The following is a 16,852-nucleotide window of genomic DNA, read 5'->3' as shown; positions in this document are numbered from 1 at the left end:
GGTGTGAGCGGAGACCGCCATGACCGATCCCCAGCGCTATGGAGCTGCGCCACCCGCGTCCGCCGAGTCGCCCGGGCCGCCCGCGCTGCGCAAGACCCTCGGCGTGCTGGACGGCGTGGCCATCGCCGCGTCCAGCACGGCGGCGACCACCAGCATCGGCATCGGCCTCGGGGTCACGGCCGGGGTGGTCGGACTGCATCTGCCCGCCATCATGCTGCTGGCCTTCCTGCCGATCCTGGGCATCGCGGGGGCCTACTCGCGGCTGAACAAGGTGGAGCCCAACGCGGGCAACGGCTATGTGTGGGTGGGGCGTTCGCTCAGCCCCTGGCTCGGCTTCATGGTCGGCTGGGTGAACATCGTGGCGGCGGTGGTGTTCCTCGCGTACACCACGGCGGTCACCGGCTCGGCGGTGCTCCAGCTGGCGGGCGACGCGGGTGTGCACAAGGTGGCCGGGCTGACCCTGGACCCGGGGTCGACCGCGCAGACGACCGGTGTGGGCATCGTGGTCCTGGTCGCCGTCACCCTCACCGCGGTCTCCGGCATCAGAACGGCCGCACGGCTGCAGGGCGGACTGCTGGTCTTCGAGTACGTCGTGCTGCTGGGCTTCTGCGGCTACGGCATCTTCGCCGGCCCCCACCCCTTCAGCCTGAGCTGGTTCGACCCCTTCCAGATCCCCTCGGCGTCGGCGCTCGCGCAGGGCATGCTGCTGTCGGTGTTCTGCTACTGGGGCTTCGAGGCGGCGTTCAGCGTGAACGAGGAGGTGCGGGACCCGGGGCAGGCGTCACGGGCCGGGATCACCACCCTGGTGACCATGCTCGGGCTGTTCCTGCTCGGCTCGATCGCCTTCCAACGGGTTCTGTCGGAGGGCGAGTTGGCGGGCCATGGCGCCGAGGGGCTGGCCTTCTTCGGCAACCGGCTCGCCGACCAGCCGCTGGCCGCGCTGCCCCTCGTCGCGCTGATGTTCTCGGCGGTTGCCTCGCTGCAGGCCGGGGTGATCCCGACGGCCCGCGCGATGTTCGCGATGAGCCGCGACCGTACGCTCGGCCCGGCCTGGGCCAGGGTCAGCCCCCGGTACGGCACTCCGGCGGCCGGAACACTGATGATCGGAGCGCTGGCGGCGGCGGTCGCCGGGCTCGCTCTGGTCATCCCGCGCCTCGCCGACATGATTCTGGCGGCGGTCAACGCGATCGGCATGGTCGTCGCCCTGTCGTACGCGCTCACCGCACTCGCCGCCGCCGTTCGCTTCCGGGGCCTGCTGCGCGAGAACTGGCGGGACGGTGTTCGGGCGGTGGTGCTGCCCGCGTTGAGCGCGGCCACGCTGCTGGGGCTCGGCGGCTATCTCGGCTGGTCCTTCTACACCTCCGCCGACCATCTCGAACTCAGCCCGGACAACGGCTGGTTCCTGCTCCTCGTACCGTCACTGATGGTCGCGTCCGGTTTCCTGGCCGCCGGATGGGCGAAGTGGGGGCGCAGAAGCCCGTACTTCGACACCGGCCGGGGCACCGACGCGGACGCGCCGCAGCTGCTCGCCGTACGGGAGCCGTCGGCACGGTGAGCTCTGTGGGGCGGCGGTTCCTTTGCCTGCGGGCCGGTGGGGGCTGATCGCGCAGTGCCCCGCGCCCCTGAAGGGCGCGATTGCCCACCGTTCTTCACCAGCACCGCCCGGGCACCGCATCCGGCCCCCGCCCCTTTCTCTCCATTCCCCACACCTCAAGGAAACGGAACATGCGCGCTGACCTCCTCTTCACCGGTGGCCCCGTCTTCGCTCCCGGGAGCCCCACGGCCGTCGCGGTCACCGGCGGGCGGATCATCGCCGTGGGCCGGGACGAGGTGCGTGATCTGCTCGGGCCGGGGACCGAGGTGGTCGATCTCGCCGGGCGGCTCCTCGTGCCCGGTTTCCAGGACGCCCACGTCCATCCGCTGCCGGCCGGTCTCGAACTCACCCAGTGCGATCTGACCGGCACGAAGACCGCCGAGGACACGGTGGCCGCCGTCCGCGCGTACTCCCTGGCGCACCCCGAGCGGGAGTGGATCACGGGCGGCGGCTGGTCCATGGAGGCCTTCGAAGGGGGTACGCCCACCCGCCGGTTGCTGGACGCGGTGGTCCCGGACCGGCCGGTGTATCTGCCCAATCGTGACCATCACGGGGCCTGGGTCAACAGCCGTGCCCTCGAAGTCGCGGGGATCACCCGGGACACCCCGGACCCGGCGGACGGCCGCTTCGAGCGGGACGCCTCCGGCGAGCCGACCGGCATGCTCCAGGAAGGGGCCATGGAGTACGTGGGCCGGCTGACCCCGCCGGTCACGGCGGCGGAGCGACTGGCGGCCCTGCTGTCCGCGCAGCGCCGGCTGCACTCGCTCGGCGTCACGGCCTGGCAGGACGCGCTGGTCGGCTCGTTCCTCGGCATGCAGGACCCGTCCGATACCTACCTCGCCGCCGTCCGGGACGGTTCGCTGACCGCACGGGTGGTCGGCGCGCTGTGGTGGGACCGGGAGCGCGGGGCCGAGCAGATCCCCGAACTCGTAGAGCGGCGGGCCGAGTTGAGCCGGGGCAGGTTCCGGGCGGGCAGTGTGAAGCTGATGCTGGACGGGGTCGCCGAGACGGGCACGGCCGCGCTGCTCGACCCGTACCTCGACAAGTGCGGCTGTGCCACGGCCAACCGGGGCACGAGCTTCGTGGACGCGGCCGAACTGCCCAAGTACGTCACGCAGTTGGACGCCCTCGGCTTCCAGTGCCACTTCCACGCGCTGGGCGACCGGGCGGTACGCGACGCCCTGGACGCGGTCGAGACGGCGCGCGCCGCCAACGGGCCGAGCGACACCCGGCCGCATCTGGCCCATCTCCAGGTGGTGCACCCGGACGACGTGCCGCGTTTCGCCCGGCTCGGCGCGGTCGCGAACATCCAGGCGCTGTGGGCGATGCACGAACCCCAGATGGACGACCTGACGATCCCCTTCCTCGGGCCCGAACGGGCCGCGTGGCAGTACCCGTTCGGCGCGCTGCTGCGCTCCGGGGCCACCCTGGCCGCGGGCAGCGACTGGCCGGTCAGCAGCCCCGACCCGCTCCAGGCGATCCACGTCGCCGTCAACCGCGCGGCCCCCGGCTCCCCCTCCTCCCCCGTGTTCCTTCCCGCCGAACGCATCGGCCTGACGGACGCGCTCACTGCCTACACCGCGGGTTCGGCCTACGCCAACCATCTGGACGACACGGGCAGCGTGCGCGCCGGGGCGCTGGCCGACCTGACGATCCTCGACCGCGATCCGTACGCCGGACCGCCGGAGGCCATCGCGGAGGCGAAGGTGGCGCTCACCTACGTGGAAGGCGAGCGGGTGTACACGGCGGATGGGGCCGCCTGACTACAGACCCAGGCGCAGGGTCACCGCCTGGGTGTGAAGCCGCCCCGCTCGCAGAATCGCGACAGTCCCGTCGACTTTATGGACAGCTGTCCATGTATGCTGGCCACCTGTCCATCATGGACACCTGTCCAAGAAGTGGCTCTCAGGGGCCTGACGTAGGAGATTGCCGAGCATGGAGACGGTCGCGAACGTGCTGGTCGGTCTGGTGGCCGCGCTGCACCTGTACATCCTGGTGATGGAGATGTTCCTGTGGCAGCGCCCGCCCGGGCGCAAGTTCCACGGGTTCGACGCGGAGATGGCCAGTGCGACGGCCAAGATGGCCGCCAACCAGGGGCTCTACAACGGGTTTCTCGCGGCGGGCCTGGTCTGGGGGCTGATCGCCGCCGATCCGACCGGGTTCCGCGCGCAGGTCTTCTTCCTCGCCTGCGTGATCGTCGCGGGCGTCTACGGCGCCGCGACGGCGAACCGGCGCATCCTGTTCGCCCAGGCGTTGCCCGGCGCCATCGCCCTGGCCGCCGTCCTCGTCGCGCGGTGACGCGCGGCGCGCCCGAGGACCCGCGGGCCGCTCGCACCCGGGCGAAACTCCGTGCGGCTCTCCTTGCGGAGTGCGCCGAACACCCGCTGGCGGAGATCGGCGTCGCCGCGTTGGTCCGCCGGGCGGGGGTCGGCCGGGCCACGTTCTACGTGCACTACCCCGACCTGGAGGCGCTGGCCGTCGACGCCTGCGCGGACGTCGTACGGGAGGCAGTGGACGCCCTGCACGCCTGGCGCGGCCGACCCGACCCAATGGTCGCCCCGGCCGCGCTGGTGGAGTTCTTCGCGGACCTCACCCCGCACACCGCGCTGTACCGGGCCCTGCTGAGCCCGGGCGGCGGCGGCCCACTGGGCCAGGTACTGCACCGGGACCTGCGCGCGCGAAGCCTCGCGGAGCGTGAACTCGCGGGTGCGGCGGATGCTCCGCTGGTCGCCTCGGCGGTGGCCGCCACGTTCGCCGGGGTGCTGGCGGACTGGCTGCACGGGCGGATCGAAGCGGCCTCGGACGAGATCGCCCATCAGGTGTGGCAGTTGCTGGTGGCGCTGCATCGGAGTCGGTAGGGGTTTTCTTTCGCCCCCGCCGCCCCTACCCGTCCCGTCCCGTACCTGGGGGCTGCGCCCCCAGACCCCCGCCGCCGGCCCTGAAGGGGCCTTGTCCTCAAGCGCCGGACGGGCTGGGAATGCGGGCCGGGGTGAGAGGGGAGCCGGCCCTGGGCGGGCCTCGTCCTCAAACGCCGGACGGGCTGAGAAGGCAGGCCGGGCGGGCTAGGAACCGAAGGTCAGTACCGGCTTGATCGTCTTGCCCGCGCCCATGTCCCGTACCGCCTGGTCGATGTCCGCGAACGGGTAGGTGCTGATCAGGCGGTCCAGCGGAAGCCGGCCCGCCTTCACCAGGTCGACCAGGTCCGGGATGAACGACTGCGTCTCGGCGTCGCCCAGGGTGAGGCCGACCACGCGCTTGCCGGACAGCATCCCGTTGACGTCCAGGGCGACTTCGGTGCCGAAGGGCGGGGCGCCGACCACCACCAGCGTGCCCCGCTGGGCGAGCGCGTCGACACCCTGGCGCAGGACGGCGACGTTGCCGGTGGTCTCGACGGCACCGTCGGCGCCCCGGCCGTCGGTGATCCTCGCGACAGCCTCGGCGAGATCGGACTCGCTCGCGTTGATCGTGTGGGTGGCGCCCAACTCCTCGGCCAGCGCCAGACGTTCACCGACCCTGTCCACGGCGATGATCCTGGTCGCGGGGGTGAGTGCCGCTGCCATGACCGCGGAGAGACCCACCGCGCCGGCGCCGAGGACGAGGACCGTGCTGCCCAGCCCCGGCTTCAGTACGTTCCAGACGGCACCGACGCCCGTCTGGACGCCGCAGCCAAGCGGGGCGATCGACTCCAGCGGTACGTCGGGGTCGACCTTGACCAGGCTGCGCTGGTCCACCAACGCCCGCTCGGCGAACGAGGACTGGCCGAAGAAGTGGCCGCCCAGCTCCGCGCCGTCACGGCTGATCGTGGCGGTGCCGTCGGCGCGCCGGCCGCCGAGGAGGTTCAGCGGCAGCCACTCCACGCAGTACGCGGGGTGCCCGGCCCGGCAGTTGCGGCAGGCGCCGCAGGAGGTGAAGGACAGCACGACGTGGTCGCCGGGCTCGATGCCGGTGACGGCGGAGCCGACGGCCTCGACGACGCCCGCGCCCTCGTGCCCCAGAACTCCGGGGAGGGGAAAGGGCAGTCCGCCGCTCGCCACGCCGAGGTCCGTGTGACACAGACCGGTGGCGACCAGCCGTACGAGTGCCTCGGTGGGCGCGGGGTCGGCCAGTTGGACGTCGGAGAGGGTGAAGGGCGCGCCGCCGGACTCGACGACGGCGGCGCGGGTGGTGATGGACATCCTGAACTCCCTTTACAGGCAGATGAATTGACGGGGCGCTCAGTCGAGCGAGACGACGACGGACTTGACCCTGGTGTAGGCGGCGAGCGCTTCGGGGCCGTACTCCCGGCCGAAGCCGGAGTCCTTGACACCGCCGAAGGGGATCGCGGGATCGAGCATCGCCCAGTCGTTGATCCAGACGATGCCCGCCTGGAGCCGGTTCGCGACCCGGTGGGCGCGGGCCAGGTTGGTGGTCTGGACGCCCGAAGCCAGGCCGTACGGGGTGGAGTTGGCGAGCTGGACCGCCTCGTCCTCGGAGTCGAAGGGCTGCACCGTGAGGACCGGGCCGAAGATCTCCTCCTGGACGACCCGGGAGTCGTTCGTCAGGTCGGCGATCACGGTCGGCCTGTAGTAGTAGCCGCCGTCCAGGTCGAGCCGTTCGCCGCCGCAGACGATCCGTGCGCCCTCCTTGCGGGCCAGCGCAACGTACTCCTCGACCTTGCGCAGATGCTTCTCCCCCGCCATCGGACCGACCACGGTCTCGGGCTGCCGCGGATCGCCCACCGGCACGCCGGGCACCGCCTCGGCGAGGATGCCGATCAGGGTCTCGTACACCGGGCGCGCGACCAGCAGCCGTGGGCCGCCCATGCAGAACTGTCCGGTGTTGAAGACGAAGCCCTTGATGACCGCGCCGACCGCCTTCTCGACGTCGGCGTCCTCGAACACGATGTGCGCCGCGTTTCCGCCCAGCTCCATGGTGACCGGCTTGAGCGCCTCGCCCGCGGCGCTCGCCACATGGCGGCCGACGGCGGTGGAGCCGGTGAAGGCGATCTTGTCGACGCCGCCGTGCCGCAGCAGCGCCTCGCCGGCCACCGGGCCGGTTCCGGTGACGACGTTGACGACGCCGTCCGGGACACCCGCCTCCTGGAACAGCCTGGCCATGTAGAGGGCGCTGAGCGGAGTCTCGTCGGCGGGCTTGTGCACCACCGTGTTGCCGGCGGCGAGCGCCGGGCCCAGCTTCGAACCGGCCAGGATCAGCGGGAAGTTGAACGGTGTGATGGCGGCGACGACGCCGACGGCCTCACGCTTGGTGTAGGCGAGGGCGTTGTGGACCGTCTCCCTGGTCGCTCCGTCGAGAGAGAAGGCGAGGGCGGCGAAGTACTCGTAGTCATTGGCCGCGTTCGTGATGTCGACGGCGTGGCACAGGCTGATCGGCTTGCCCACGTCGAGGCTCTCCAGCTGTGCGATCTCGTCGGCGTTCTCACGGATCAGCTGGGCGATCCGGTTGAGGATCCGGCCGCGCTCCCGTCCGGTCGTCGTGGCCCACGGGCCGTTCTCGAAGGCCTCCCGCGCGGCGCGTACGGCCGCGTCCACATCGGCCGCCGAGGCCTCCGCGACGGTCGTGACGACCGTGCCCCGGGACGGGTCGACCACCTCGGTACGTGCTCCGTCCGCCGCCTCGCGCCACTGCCCTCCGACGAACAGTCGCCCGGGTTCGATCTCGAAGGTGGTCATCACCACTCCTCAGCCTCATTGCCAAGATGTCAATTAACAGGATTCCTGTTGGTCCGCAGTTTGGGTACAGACAGGTTTCCTGTCAATGCTCTAGTCTGAATCCATGGTCAGCACCAAGGCGCCCCCCTCACTGCTCTACATGGTCAAACAAGTGGAGCTCATCGTGCGCTCCCATCTGGACGAGCTCGTGAGGCCGGCCGGGATCACCGCACTCCAGTACACCGCGCTCACCGTCCTGGAGCGACACGACGGCCTGTCGGCGGCCCAGCTGGCCCGCGACTCGTTCGTGACCGCGCAGTCCATCGCCGACCTCGTCCGGTCCCTGGAGAACCGCGAGCTCGTGCGCCGCGAACGCAATCCCAACAATCGCCGCGAGCTGCTGATCCTGCTGACCGACGCTGGCCGCGAGCTGCTCGACCGCTTCACGGAGCCCGTGCGAGAGCTGGAGGAGCGGATGATCCGCGACCTCACGTCGCACCAGGCGGACCAGTTCCGACAGTCGCTGTCCAAGGCCTGGCACGCACTGTCGTAGCCCCACCCCACAGCTCACGCAAAGACAGTGGGAGACACGTTTCAATTTCGAAGACATATGTCAATCGAACATGCTCAAATTCACTCCATCGGGGGTAACTTGCAGGGCGGGGAACTCATCTGCGCTCACCCGGGAACCGGAAGCACGTCCACGCTCGCCGTACGACGTCACGCCGGGCCCGGTGACCGGCGGGTCCCGCCACCACAGCAGCCGGTTGGAGGCGATGTAGTCGTGCGGCAGGATCCTGCACCGCCCACTCGGTATCTGCGTGTCCACGAGGACCGCGGCCACACGGTGCTGGAGTTCCACGGCGAGATCGACATCGCCGCGGCCGTCGAGATCATCCCGCACCTGGACGCGGCCACCGGGCATCCGGACGCCCGGATCGTGATCGACCTGACGGACGTCGAGTTCTTCGACTGCTCGGGGCTGCGGCTGCTGTACCGGGCCCGGCACCGGGTGCTCACCCACGACGGCCGGCTCCAGCTGGTCTGCACGCATCCGCTGACGCTGCGCGTCCTCAAGGTGACCGGCCTGGCGAAAGTGCTGCCGCCGGCCTCGTCCCTGGACGCGGTTCTGGGGCTGCCCGAGGCCACGTCCGGCACCTTATGACCCACGTCCACCGTCCGGCCGTCCTCCCACGGTGACCGGGTCACCGACTCACCGGCCGGAACCTCGGGATATTCGGTTGCGGCCGACAGCGGGGGCCGCGCCATGATGGCCCCTGCCGAATCCTCCCGACCTCAGGAGCACGGAATGCGCCGTTTCCTCGGAACCCTCCGCCCATGCCGGATCACCGTTCTCGAGGACTCGACCACCCATGCGCCCTTCGCACCACCCGCACACCCTGAACATCGGGATTCTGGCCCACGTCGACGCCGGTAAGACCAGCCTGACCGAACGGCTGCTGTTCGACTCCGGCGCCATCGACCGGCTCGGCAGCGTCGACGCCGGTGACACCCGGACGGACGACGGCACGATCGAACGGCAGCGCGGGATCACCATCCGCTCGGCGGTCGCCGCGTTCACGGCCGGCGACACCCGGATCAACCTCATCGACACCCCCGGGCACTCCGACTTCATCGCCGAGGTCGAACGCGCCCTGGAGGTCCTGGACGGTGCGGTGCTGCTGCTGTCCGCCGTGGAGGGCGTCCAGGCGCAGACACGTGTGCTGATGAGGACCCTGCGGCGACTGCGGCTGCCCACACTGGTCTTCGTCAACAAGATCGACCGTTCGGGCGCCCGGTCCGACGCGCTGCTCGCGGAGATCCGCCGCCGACTGACCCCCTGCGTCGTCCCGCTCACCGATGTCGACGGCGTCGGCACTCCGGCCGCCCGCGTCCGGCCCCGACCGCTCACGGCGACGACCACGGCGGAGGCCGTCGCCGAGGTCGACCCGGGGATTCTCGCGGCCCTGGTGGACGGCCCCGCGCCGACCCCGGACGAACTGGACAGGGCCCTGATCGCCCGCACGGCCGACGGCTCGCTCCACCCGCTCCTCTTCGGCTCCGCGCTCGGCGGCCAGGGCGTACCCGAACTCGTCGAGGCCCTGACCCGGCTGATCCCCCGGCCCGCCCCGGCCGCCGCGGGCGCGCCCCCACGCGGCACGGTGTTCGCCGTACGCCCAGCGCCGGACGGTGCACGGACGGCGTATCTGCGGCTCTACGAGGGTGAGGTGACGGAACGTCAGCGGCTGACGTTCCTGCGCCGGGAGGCCGACGGCCGGACCACCGAGGTCCGCGGCCGGGTCACCGGGCTCGATGTGATCGGCGGCAGCGGTCCACTGACCGCCGGGAACATCGCCGCCGTGACCGGTTTCGGCGCCCTCCGAGTCGGCGACCGGCTCGGTGAACTCACGGCTCGCGCACCGCAGTTCGCACCCCCGACCCTGGAGACCCTGGTCCGGGCCCGGCACCCGGAGCAGTCGGCGCGGCTGCGCTCCGCCCTGCTGGCCCTGGCCGACCAGGATCCGCTGACCCACGCCCGGCCCGCGGCCGACGGCAGCACCGCGCTGCTGCTCTACGGCGAGGTGCAGAAGGAGGTCCTCGCCGCGACCCTCGCCCAGGACTTCGGTATCGAGGCCGAGTTCGAGCCGAGCCGTGTCCGCTTCCTGGAGCGGCCCGCGGGCACCGGCCGGGCGTCCGAGGAGAACCCGTGGCTCGACCGCGGTCACTGCTTCGCGACGGTCGGGCTGCGCGTCGAGCCCGGGACGCTCGGCTCGGGCACGGTGTTCACGTACGAGACCGAACTCGGTGCTCTCCCCCGCGCGTTCCACCAGGCGATCGAGGACACGGTCCACGCGAGCCTGCTCGCCGGCCCGCGCGGGTGGCCGGTCGTCGACTGCCGCGTCGTCCTGGTCCGCTCCGGGTTCGTCGGGCCGCTGAGCACCGCCGCGGACTTCCGGGCGCTCACCCCGGTGGTGCTGCGCCGCGCCCTGGAGCGGGCCGGGACTCGGGTGTACGAGCCGTACCACGCCTTCGAGTTGGAGATCCCGTCCACCGCGCTGGCACCGGTGACCGGGCTGCTCGCGTCCCTCGGCGCGGAGTTCGGCCGGACCACGGGCGTCGGCAGCGGCTGGCACCTCACCGGCGAACTGGCGGCGCGGCGCGTACGCGAGGCCGAGCTGCGACTGCCCGGACTGACCCACGGCGAGGGGGTGTGGTGGTCGCGGGTGTCGGGCGACCGCGCACTGCGGTAGACCCACCTCCCTCTCAATTGTTCCGATACGTCAACAGGACGGTCTGGCAAGGCATTTGGCGGGCATCCGTCTCAGTACGAAGAAAGAAGGAGGTCCGTCGCCATGACGACGTCCATCAAGGCCGTGCGGCGCATGCCCCTCTGGGCCAAGGTGCTGAGTGGCGTGGTGTTGGTGTTCGCGCTGCTGCTGGCCGGGCTCCGGCTGGCGGTGCTGCCAGTGCTGGGGGACATCTTCGGCGAGGAGACGCACGACCGTTCGGGGCCCGCGCTCCTCGAATCCATCCAGGACATGAGCCGGTACGACGCGGCGTCCGGCAACTTCCAGGTCGTCGTGGACCTGGAGAAGGACACCAAGTACCTGCCCGACGCGATCAAGGGCACCCGAGTGCTCTACGTGGGTGCCGGCACGGTCGACGCCTATGTCGATCTCGGCAAGGTCGCGAAGAACGACGTGACGGTCAACGGGGACCGCACCTCCGCGACGCTCCGACTGCCGCACGCGGCGCTCGGGAAGCCCGCCCTGGACCCGGACCGCTCCTACGCCGTCTCAAAACAACGCGGGATCTTCGACCGGATCACCGACCTCTTCTCCGACAACCCGAACGACGAACAGGCGGTCCAGAAGCTGGCGGCCCGGCACATCGGCGACGCGGCGAAGGAGAGCGAACTGACCGTGCGCGCCGAGCAGAACACGACCAGCATGCTCAAGGGCCTGCTCGGCTCCCTCGGCTTCACGGAGGTGAAGGTGACGTACGGGGCCTGAGGAACCGTCGGCCCGCCCCGGTCCCGGACCGGGGCGGGCCGACGCGGATTCCCCGGCCTTTTCGGGGGTAGCTGGCGTTGCACGGGGACCAGTTGAAAACCGGAGGACGTTGATGGCCCGATCAGCTCCGCGCACGCTCGCCGCGCTGCGACTGCGCTCGGCGAAGGCCGAGAGCAAGCAGCCCGACAGCCCACGGAAGTCCGCACCCAGGTCACCGTCAAGGGCCGGGGCCAAGGCAGGGACGAAGGCCGCGCCCAGGTCAGCGACCAAGTCCTCCTCGGAGTCCAAGTGGTCGTCGAGGTTCTCGTCCAAGGTCTCGTCGAAGGTCCGAAAGACTCCGAAGCCCGCCCCGCAGGCCTCCCCGCCGCCGAAGCAGGAGCGGCCGAAGCGTCGGCCCTTCGCCTTCCTGGCCCGGGTACTGACGATTCTGTGCGCCTTCGTGTTCATGGTGGCGTTCGCCGTGATCCTGGCCCGGCTGACCCTGGAGCCGTCCCCGGCGTCCGTGTCACTGACCCACAGCAACCTTCATCCGGGCCGTTCGCTGCGCGCCTACCTGGACCAGCCCGAGCTGCGCGACGCCGGACGGCAGATCGGCGGAAACATCCTTCTCGGCGTGCCCTTCGGCGTCCTGATGCCCGTGGTGGCCCCCCGGACGCGCGGAGTTCTGCGGGTGCTGTTCCTGACCGCGACAGTCATGCTCATGGTCGAGGTGGCCCAGGGCGCGCTGATCACCGGACGCGCCTTCGACATCGACGACGTCATCCTCAACACCACGGGCGCCCTGATCGGCTACCTGCTCCTCGGCCGTCGCGTCAGCCGCGCCGTGCACGCGCCGAAGCAGCAGAAGGGGCAGAAGGGGTAGCCGGGACGCTGTCCGCCGGGTCGGCCGGGGTCGGCTACCGCGACCTCGTCCAGGTGAGCTTGTCGCCGCCGACCCAGCGGACCGTGTCCGGATCGTCGAGGTCATGGACCGTGATGCCGGCCGCGGCGGCCACCCGCAGCACATCGGTGAGCGCCCGCGCCGCTCCGACCACCTCACCGTCGATCTCCACGATCCGGAACGGCGGAAAACCTGGCTGCACCCCGAGCACCATGATCCGCGGACGGGAGATGTACGGGCTCGCTATTTCGGTCATACGTCGAGCGTAGAGCGATTTCGGCCATCATGTACCGGCCACGGACGGTTCCGGAACGGTCGCCTCCCCCCTCCGTGGTGCGGAGGGGGCGAGCCCGGGCGACGCTGGAGACGGAGGTGACGATGGTCATGGCGATGGATCCCGTCGAGGCGCTGGACCGGATCGCCTTCCTGCTGGAGCGCTCCCTGGCCCCCACGTACCGCGTACGCGCCTTCCGCACCGCGATCGACGTGCTGGCGGAGCTGTCGCCCGACGAGATCCGGCAGCGGGCCGAAACCGGCACGCTGGGGTCCCTGAAGGGCATCGGCCCGAAGACCGCGCAGGTGGTGCGGGAGGCACTGGCCGGGCAGGTGCCCGCATATCTGGAGAAGCTGGAGCGCGAGCAGGGGGTGACCCCGCCGGTCCGGGACGGTGAGCGGCTGCGGGCGCTGCTGCGCGGGGACTGTCATCTGCACTCCGACTGGTCGGACGGCGGCAGCCCGGTCGAGGAGATGGGCCGCACGGCGGCCCGGCTCGGGCACGAGTGGGCCGTGCTCACCGATCACTCACCGCGGCTCACGGTGGCGCACGGCCTGTCCGCCGAGCGGTTGCGCGAGCAGTTGGCCCTGGTCGAGGAGCTCAACGCGACCTGGGCGCCCTTTCGGTTGCTCACCGGTATCGAGTGCGACATCCTCGACGACGGCTCCCTCGACCAGGAGCCGGAGCTCCTGGATCTGCTGGACGTCGTGGTGGTGTCGGTGCACTCCAAGCTGCGCATGGACGCGCGCTCGATGACCCGCCGGATGGTGGCCGCCGTACGCGATCCGCACTCGGACGTGCTCGGGCACTGCACCGGGCGGCTGCTCGTCGGGCAGGAGCCCCGGGGCGGCGGTGGCGGGCGGGGTGAGCGGGGCGGGGGCCGGGAGCGGCCCGAGTCGGAGTTCGACGCGGACGCGGTGTTCGCCGCCTGCGCCGAGACGGGCACGGCCGTGGAGATCAACAGCCGTCCCGAGCGGCTCGACCCTCCTCGCCGGCTGCTGCGCCGGGCCGTGGCGGCGGGCGTGCTGTTCGCGGTCGACACCGACGCGCACGCCCCGGGCCAGCTGGACTGGCAGATCCACGGCTGCGCCCGGGCGGAGGAGTGCGGCGTGCCGGCCGAGCGGGTGGTCACGACCTGGCCGGCGGACGACCTGCTGGCCTGGACGCGGGAGCGCCGGCTGCCGCCGGGCCTCGGGGAGGGCGGCGGCGCGGCTTGACTCCGGGTGCGCCGCGATCCTCGGCGTGCCGCGCGTGACCACCGCACCGCACACCACAGGACCGGCTCGGGCTTCGGTCCGCCGGCCATGGGACGCCCGTTCCACTCGCCCAGTGGTCAGGATGAGCCTGCGGCGGGTTCCGCGGGGCCGTACAGCGCGGCGGGGGCGCCGGTCGTCAGGGCCCAGTACCGGTCGCCGTACGACCAGTGCCACCACTCCGTGGGGTAGTTGACCAGTCCTGCCCCGCTCAGTGCCCTGCCCAGGATCTCCCGGTGGGCGCGGGCCTCGGCGCCGATGCCCTCGGCGAGTGTGTAGCAGGCGCCCGCGCTCTCCTCGGGGCTGGCGTTCATGGCGGTACCCAGGTCGAGTTCGCGGCCTTCGGCGTCGGCCAGGGTCAGGTCGACGGCGGCACCCGCGCTGTGCGGGGCGATCTCGGGCGGGGAGACGTAGCGGCTGGCGGCGGAACGGAGCCGGTCGTCGGGCCAGTCCGGGTGCTGGGCCCGCAGTTCGGCGGAGTACTCCTCGAAGTACCGGCGTTGCAGGGCGGGCGGCCGGTAACCCTCGACGAACAGCAGCCGCATGCCGTCGGGGAGCAGCGCCTGCGCGTCGAGCAGCCGGTCGAGGACGCCCTGCCGCAGCCTGAACTGGGCGCCGGCGGACGCGTGTTGCTGTCGGCCGTCGGTGAGCAGGGCGCCTCGCACCTCCACCAGCCGCTCACCGCACTCCTCGACGGGTACGGCGGCGACCTTCGCGTCGGACATCAGGATGATCTCGCTCATGACCCGATCATCTCCCGCCGCTCGGGTCAGAGATCGGCCAGCGCGTCCGTCAGCGCGGGTCCCACCACGTCCCGCGTCCACCGCACGCGCTCCTCCCCCACGGCCCGCGGCACTGTCTCGGTCAGCATGATCAGGTAGAGGTAGGCGCGGTACAGAGCGAGCCGCCGGCAGGTCGTGTAGTCGAACTCGACCTGGCCGCCCGATTTCTGATAGCCCGTCAGGAACTGCGCGTCGCCCCTGATGTCCCCCAGCAGCGCCAGCGACACGAAGTCGGCCACCGGGTCGCCCCAGAACATGCGCTCACCGTCGATGAGACCGCCGACCCGGGGAGCACCCGCCGAACGGTCCACCAGGATGTTCCCGTCCCAGAGGTCGAAGTGGACCAGCCGGGGCACGGTGACCTCGTCCAGGGCGTCGTACGCGGCCCGGAGGGAACGGGCCACCTCGTCCACCGGGACCGGCAGCCACGCGTCGTAGCGCACGGCGTCGTCGAGCACGGCGTCGAGCATCGCCGTGAACGCCGTACGCCAGTCGGGGGCGAGGGGGCCGAGCGCGCCGGAGGGGTAGCCGAAGGCGGACCCGGTGACCTGGTGCAGCCGGGCCACCAGGCCGCCGAGCTCGGCTCGCAGGAGCGCCCGTTCGGCACCGGTGGTGGAGTCGTCCCACGGGGCGCCCGGGCAGGCGGTCATCAGCAGGTGACCGTCGCCGAGGGCCACGACGCTCGGCGCCGGAACGCCGACCGTGTCGGCGGCTCGGTAGAACTCCGCCTCGGAGACCAGCAGTCGGGACTCATGGCGCAGCCCCGGCACCGTTTCGGGTGGCGGGATCTTGAGGACGTATCTGCTGCCGTCGACCAGCCGGAGGTCCTCGACGGTGTTGTACGTTCCGCCGGTGAGCGGACGGCAGTCCACGAGCTGGTCCGGGGGCAGCCCCGCCGACCCGAGGACCTGTCTGGCCCGCTCCCACGAATCGGTCACCGTCCGCGCCTCCTCTGCCTCAACCGGCGCGCCCGCAACCCGAGTACGCCCCCCGAACAGGGTACGGAGCGGCCCGGGAGATCCACGGCTTTTCGCTCGACGGGGAAACGCCCCTGATCACGTGAGGAATACCTCCTTCCGTATCTCGCGCGCCCGCCGACTTCGGTGAGTACGCTCGGTCCGCTTGTGGGAAGGGAGGCGTGCGCGCGCATGCGAGTGGTACCTGGTGAGTGGACGGCGTCCGTCGTCCGGTTCGCGCGAAAGCGCCGTGAGCCCGTGGTCGTCCAGTCCCTGCGGTCGACGGCCGCGGCGACGATCGCTTACGTCGTCGCGCTCCGTTTCAGTCCCGAGGCCGCGCCGCTCACCGCCCCGCTGACCGCGCTCCTGGTCGTCCAGGTAACCCTCTACGCCACGATCACCACCGGTATCCGCCGGGTGAACTCCGTGGTCACCGGGGTCGTCATCGCGATCGGCTTCAGTGTGCTGGTGGGCCTGACCTGGTGGAGCCTGGGACTGATCATCCTGGCCTCGCTGGCGGTCGGGCATCTGGTGCGGGTCAGTGAGTTCGTGCCCGAGGTGGCGATCAGCGCGATGCTGGTGCTCGGTGTCACCCGGGTCGGGGACACCGCCTGGGCGCGGGTGCTGGAGACCGTGATCGGCGCTGTCGTCGGGCTCGCATTCAACCTGCTGTTCGCTCCCCCGGTGTGGGTGGACGCGGCCGGCGAGTCCATCGAGGGTCTGGCGCGCCGGGTGCGGCAGTTGATGCTGCGCATGGGCGAGGAGGCCGCCGGGCGCACCCCGGTGGACCACGCGACCGCCCGGCTGCACGAGGCCCGTCGGCTGGACCATGACATCGTCGAGGTGGACGCGGCACTGAAGCAGGCCGAGGACAGCCTGCGGCTCAACCCCCGTGTCCGGGAGGGTCTGCTGCACCGGGTGGTGCTGCGCACCGGCCTGGACACCCTGGAGATCTGCACGGTCGTCCTGCGTGTTCTCGCCCGCAGCCTCACCGACCTGGCCAAGGAACGGGAACCCGACCCCCTGTTCGCCCCCGGGACGGGTGCCGCGCTGGAGCGGCTGCTGGCCGAGATCGCCGATGCCGTGGTCAGTTTCGCGGTCCTCGTCACGACCGACGTCAGTGTCAGCGCCGAGTCGGCGGAGAGCCGGCTGGCCACCGAACTGCGGGCCGCGACGGCCACCCGCGACAGGCTGGCCCAGCTGCTCCTGGCGGAGGTCCAGCGGGACGCGGGCCAGTGGCAGCTGCACGGTGCCGTGCTGACCGAGGTCAACCGCATCCTCGACGAGCTGGACACCGAGCACCGCTCCCGGCGCCTGCTGGAGGAGCTGGACCGCTGCACGCGTGAGGAGCGGGAGCGGATGCCGTGGGTGTCGCGGCTGCGGAAGTACGTGCGGGTGCCGGGCAGGAACCGTGAGGCGGTGTCACGTCGTTCTATGTGACGAACCAGGTGC

16 protein-coding genes are annotated in these 16,852 nt (G+C 71.4%); 11 read left to right on the top strand and 5 right to left on the bottom strand.

Translation table 11 applies throughout. The features are described from left to right. Positions 1 to 19: 19 nt before the first annotated feature. From PV734_RS09995 to PV734_RS09980, 4 genes are all read left to right on the top strand, one after another. Positions 20 to 1,555, top strand: a complete 1,536-nt coding sequence (locus PV734_RS09995; protein ID WP_319090887.1) for an APC family permease — start codon at positions 20 to 22, stop codon at positions 1,553 to 1,555. A 170-nt stretch (positions 1,556 to 1,725) separates the two neighbouring features. Beyond that, positions 1,726 to 3,357 carry an amidohydrolase gene (locus tag PV734_RS09990; protein WP_319090888.1) on the top strand — a complete coding sequence of 544 codons (1,632 nt, stop codon included), beginning with the start codon at positions 1,726 to 1,728 and terminating at the stop codon, positions 3,355 to 3,357. Between the two features lie 172 nt (positions 3,358 to 3,529). Continuing rightward, positions 3,530 to 3,892, top strand: a complete 363-nt coding sequence (locus tag PV734_RS09985) for a DUF1304 domain-containing protein (RefSeq protein WP_319090889.1) — start codon at positions 3,530 to 3,532, stop codon at positions 3,890 to 3,892. Then, positions 3,889 to 4,452, top strand: a complete 564-nt coding sequence (locus tag PV734_RS09980; protein WP_319090890.1) for a TetR/AcrR family transcriptional regulator — start codon at positions 3,889 to 3,891, stop codon at positions 4,450 to 4,452. Before PV734_RS09985 ends, PV734_RS09980 begins: the two co-directional genes overlap by 4 nt. A gap of 204 nt (positions 4,453 to 4,656) precedes the next feature. Here PV734_RS09980 and PV734_RS09975 read toward each other — a convergent pair whose 3' ends face one another. Further along, positions 4,657 to 5,769 carry an NAD(P)-dependent alcohol dehydrogenase gene (locus tag PV734_RS09975; RefSeq protein ID WP_319289278.1) on the bottom strand — a complete coding sequence of 371 codons (1,113 nt, stop codon included), beginning with the start codon at positions 5,767 to 5,769 and terminating at the stop codon, positions 4,657 to 4,659. 39 nt (positions 5,770 to 5,808) lie between these two features. Beyond that, positions 5,809 to 7,263, bottom strand: coding sequence for an aldehyde dehydrogenase family protein (locus tag PV734_RS09970; protein ID WP_319289277.1), 1,455 nt, complete (start codon positions 7,261 to 7,263; stop codon positions 5,809 to 5,811). 103 nt (positions 7,264 to 7,366) lie between these two features. Between PV734_RS09970 and PV734_RS09965 the strand changes: the two genes are divergently transcribed. The 5 genes from PV734_RS09965 (at position 7,367) to PV734_RS45795 (ending at position 12,117) form a co-directional block, all read left to right on the top strand. Next, entirely contained in the window at positions 7,367 to 7,795 is a 429-nt protein-coding gene (locus tag PV734_RS09965; RefSeq protein WP_319090893.1) for a MarR family winged helix-turn-helix transcriptional regulator, read from the top strand. A gap of 231 nt (positions 7,796 to 8,026) precedes the next feature. After that, on the top strand, positions 8,027 to 8,407 hold the full coding sequence (locus PV734_RS09960) for an anti-sigma factor antagonist (RefSeq protein WP_319090894.1): 381 nt from the start codon (positions 8,027 to 8,029) through the stop codon (positions 8,405 to 8,407). A gap of 208 nt (positions 8,408 to 8,615) precedes the next feature. Further along, entirely contained in the window at positions 8,616 to 10,493 is a 1,878-nt protein-coding gene (gene otr(A) / locus PV734_RS09955; protein ID WP_319289276.1) for a tetracycline resistance ribosomal protection protein Otr(A), read from the top strand. Positions 10,494 to 10,595: 102 nt separating this feature from the next. Next, positions 10,596 to 11,255, top strand: a complete 660-nt coding sequence (locus tag PV734_RS09950; protein WP_319090896.1) for a DUF4230 domain-containing protein — start codon at positions 10,596 to 10,598, stop codon at positions 11,253 to 11,255. Positions 11,256 to 11,661: 406 nt separating this feature from the next. Beyond that, on the top strand, positions 11,662 to 12,117 hold the full coding sequence (locus PV734_RS45795; RefSeq protein WP_415924185.1) for a VanZ family protein: 456 nt from the start codon (positions 11,662 to 11,664) through the stop codon (positions 12,115 to 12,117). 34 nt (positions 12,118 to 12,151) lie between these two features. Here PV734_RS45795 and PV734_RS09940 read toward each other — a convergent pair whose 3' ends face one another. Next, on the bottom strand, positions 12,152 to 12,391 hold the full coding sequence (locus PV734_RS09940; protein WP_319090897.1) for a hypothetical protein: 240 nt from the start codon (positions 12,389 to 12,391) through the stop codon (positions 12,152 to 12,154). A 134-nt stretch (positions 12,392 to 12,525) separates the two neighbouring features. Here PV734_RS09940 and PV734_RS09935 point away from each other — a divergent pair, with 134 nt between their 5' ends. Continuing rightward, positions 12,526 to 13,626: a PHP domain-containing protein gene (locus tag PV734_RS09935; RefSeq protein WP_319289360.1), complete on the top strand. Its 1,101-nt coding sequence runs from the start codon at positions 12,526 to 12,528 to the stop codon at positions 13,624 to 13,626. A gap of 116 nt (positions 13,627 to 13,742) precedes the next feature. Here PV734_RS09935 and PV734_RS09930 read toward each other — a convergent pair whose 3' ends face one another. Together PV734_RS09930 and PV734_RS09925 are read right to left on the bottom strand one after the other, a co-directional pair. Then, a complete protein-coding gene (locus PV734_RS09930) occupies positions 13,743 to 14,405 on the bottom strand; it encodes a M15 family metallopeptidase (RefSeq protein ID WP_319090898.1) in 663 nt (220 codons plus the stop codon). 26 nt (positions 14,406 to 14,431) lie between these two features. After that, positions 14,432 to 15,382: an aminoglycoside phosphotransferase family protein gene (locus PV734_RS09925; protein ID WP_319289275.1), complete on the bottom strand. Its 951-nt coding sequence runs from the start codon at positions 15,380 to 15,382 to the stop codon at positions 14,432 to 14,434. A 210-nt stretch (positions 15,383 to 15,592) separates the two neighbouring features. On the opposite strand from PV734_RS09925, the gene PV734_RS09920 reads away from it, so the two are divergent. After that, positions 15,593 to 16,840: an FUSC family protein gene (locus PV734_RS09920; protein WP_319289274.1), complete on the top strand. Its 1,248-nt coding sequence runs from the start codon at positions 15,593 to 15,595 to the stop codon at positions 16,838 to 16,840. Positions 16,841 to 16,852 lie beyond the last annotated feature (12 nt).

This window comes from Streptomyces sp. AK08-02, assembly GCF_033795085.1.
GTDB classification, from domain to species: domain Bacteria; phylum Actinomycetota; class Actinomycetes; order Streptomycetales; family Streptomycetaceae; genus Streptomyces; species Streptomyces echiniscabiei.
This window is presented reverse-complemented; position numbering and strand designations above follow the sequence as displayed.

Coding starts and splice junctions, on each gene's coding strand:
- PV734_RS09940 (WP_319090897.1), bottom strand. CDS start 12,391: ATGACCGAAATAGCGAGCCCGTACATCTCCCGTCCGCGGATCATGGTG.
- PV734_RS09965 (WP_319090893.1), top strand. CDS start 7,367: ATGGTCAGCACCAAGGCGCCCCCCTCACTGCTCTACATGGTCAAACAA.
- PV734_RS09975 (WP_319289278.1), bottom strand. CDS start 5,769: ATGTCCATCACCACCCGCGCCGCCGTCGTCGAGTCCGGCGGCGCGCCC.
- PV734_RS09920 (WP_319289274.1), top strand. CDS start 15,593: ATGCGAGTGGTACCTGGTGAGTGGACGGCGTCCGTCGTCCGGTTCGCG.
- PV734_RS09930 (WP_319090898.1), bottom strand. CDS start 14,405: ATGAGCGAGATCATCCTGATGTCCGACGCGAAGGTCGCCGCCGTACCC.
- PV734_RS09995 (WP_319090887.1), top strand. CDS start 20: ATGACCGATCCCCAGCGCTATGGAGCTGCGCCACCCGCGTCCGCCGAG.
- PV734_RS09935 (WP_319289360.1), top strand. CDS start 12,526: ATGGATCCCGTCGAGGCGCTGGACCGGATCGCCTTCCTGCTGGAGCGC.
- PV734_RS09985 (WP_319090889.1), top strand. CDS start 3,530: ATGGAGACGGTCGCGAACGTGCTGGTCGGTCTGGTGGCCGCGCTGCAC.
- PV734_RS09970 (WP_319289277.1), bottom strand. CDS start 7,263: ATGACCACCTTCGAGATCGAACCCGGGCGACTGTTCGTCGGAGGGCAG.
- PV734_RS09990 (WP_319090888.1), top strand. CDS start 1,726: ATGCGCGCTGACCTCCTCTTCACCGGTGGCCCCGTCTTCGCTCCCGGG.
- PV734_RS09950 (WP_319090896.1), top strand. CDS start 10,596: ATGACGACGTCCATCAAGGCCGTGCGGCGCATGCCCCTCTGGGCCAAG.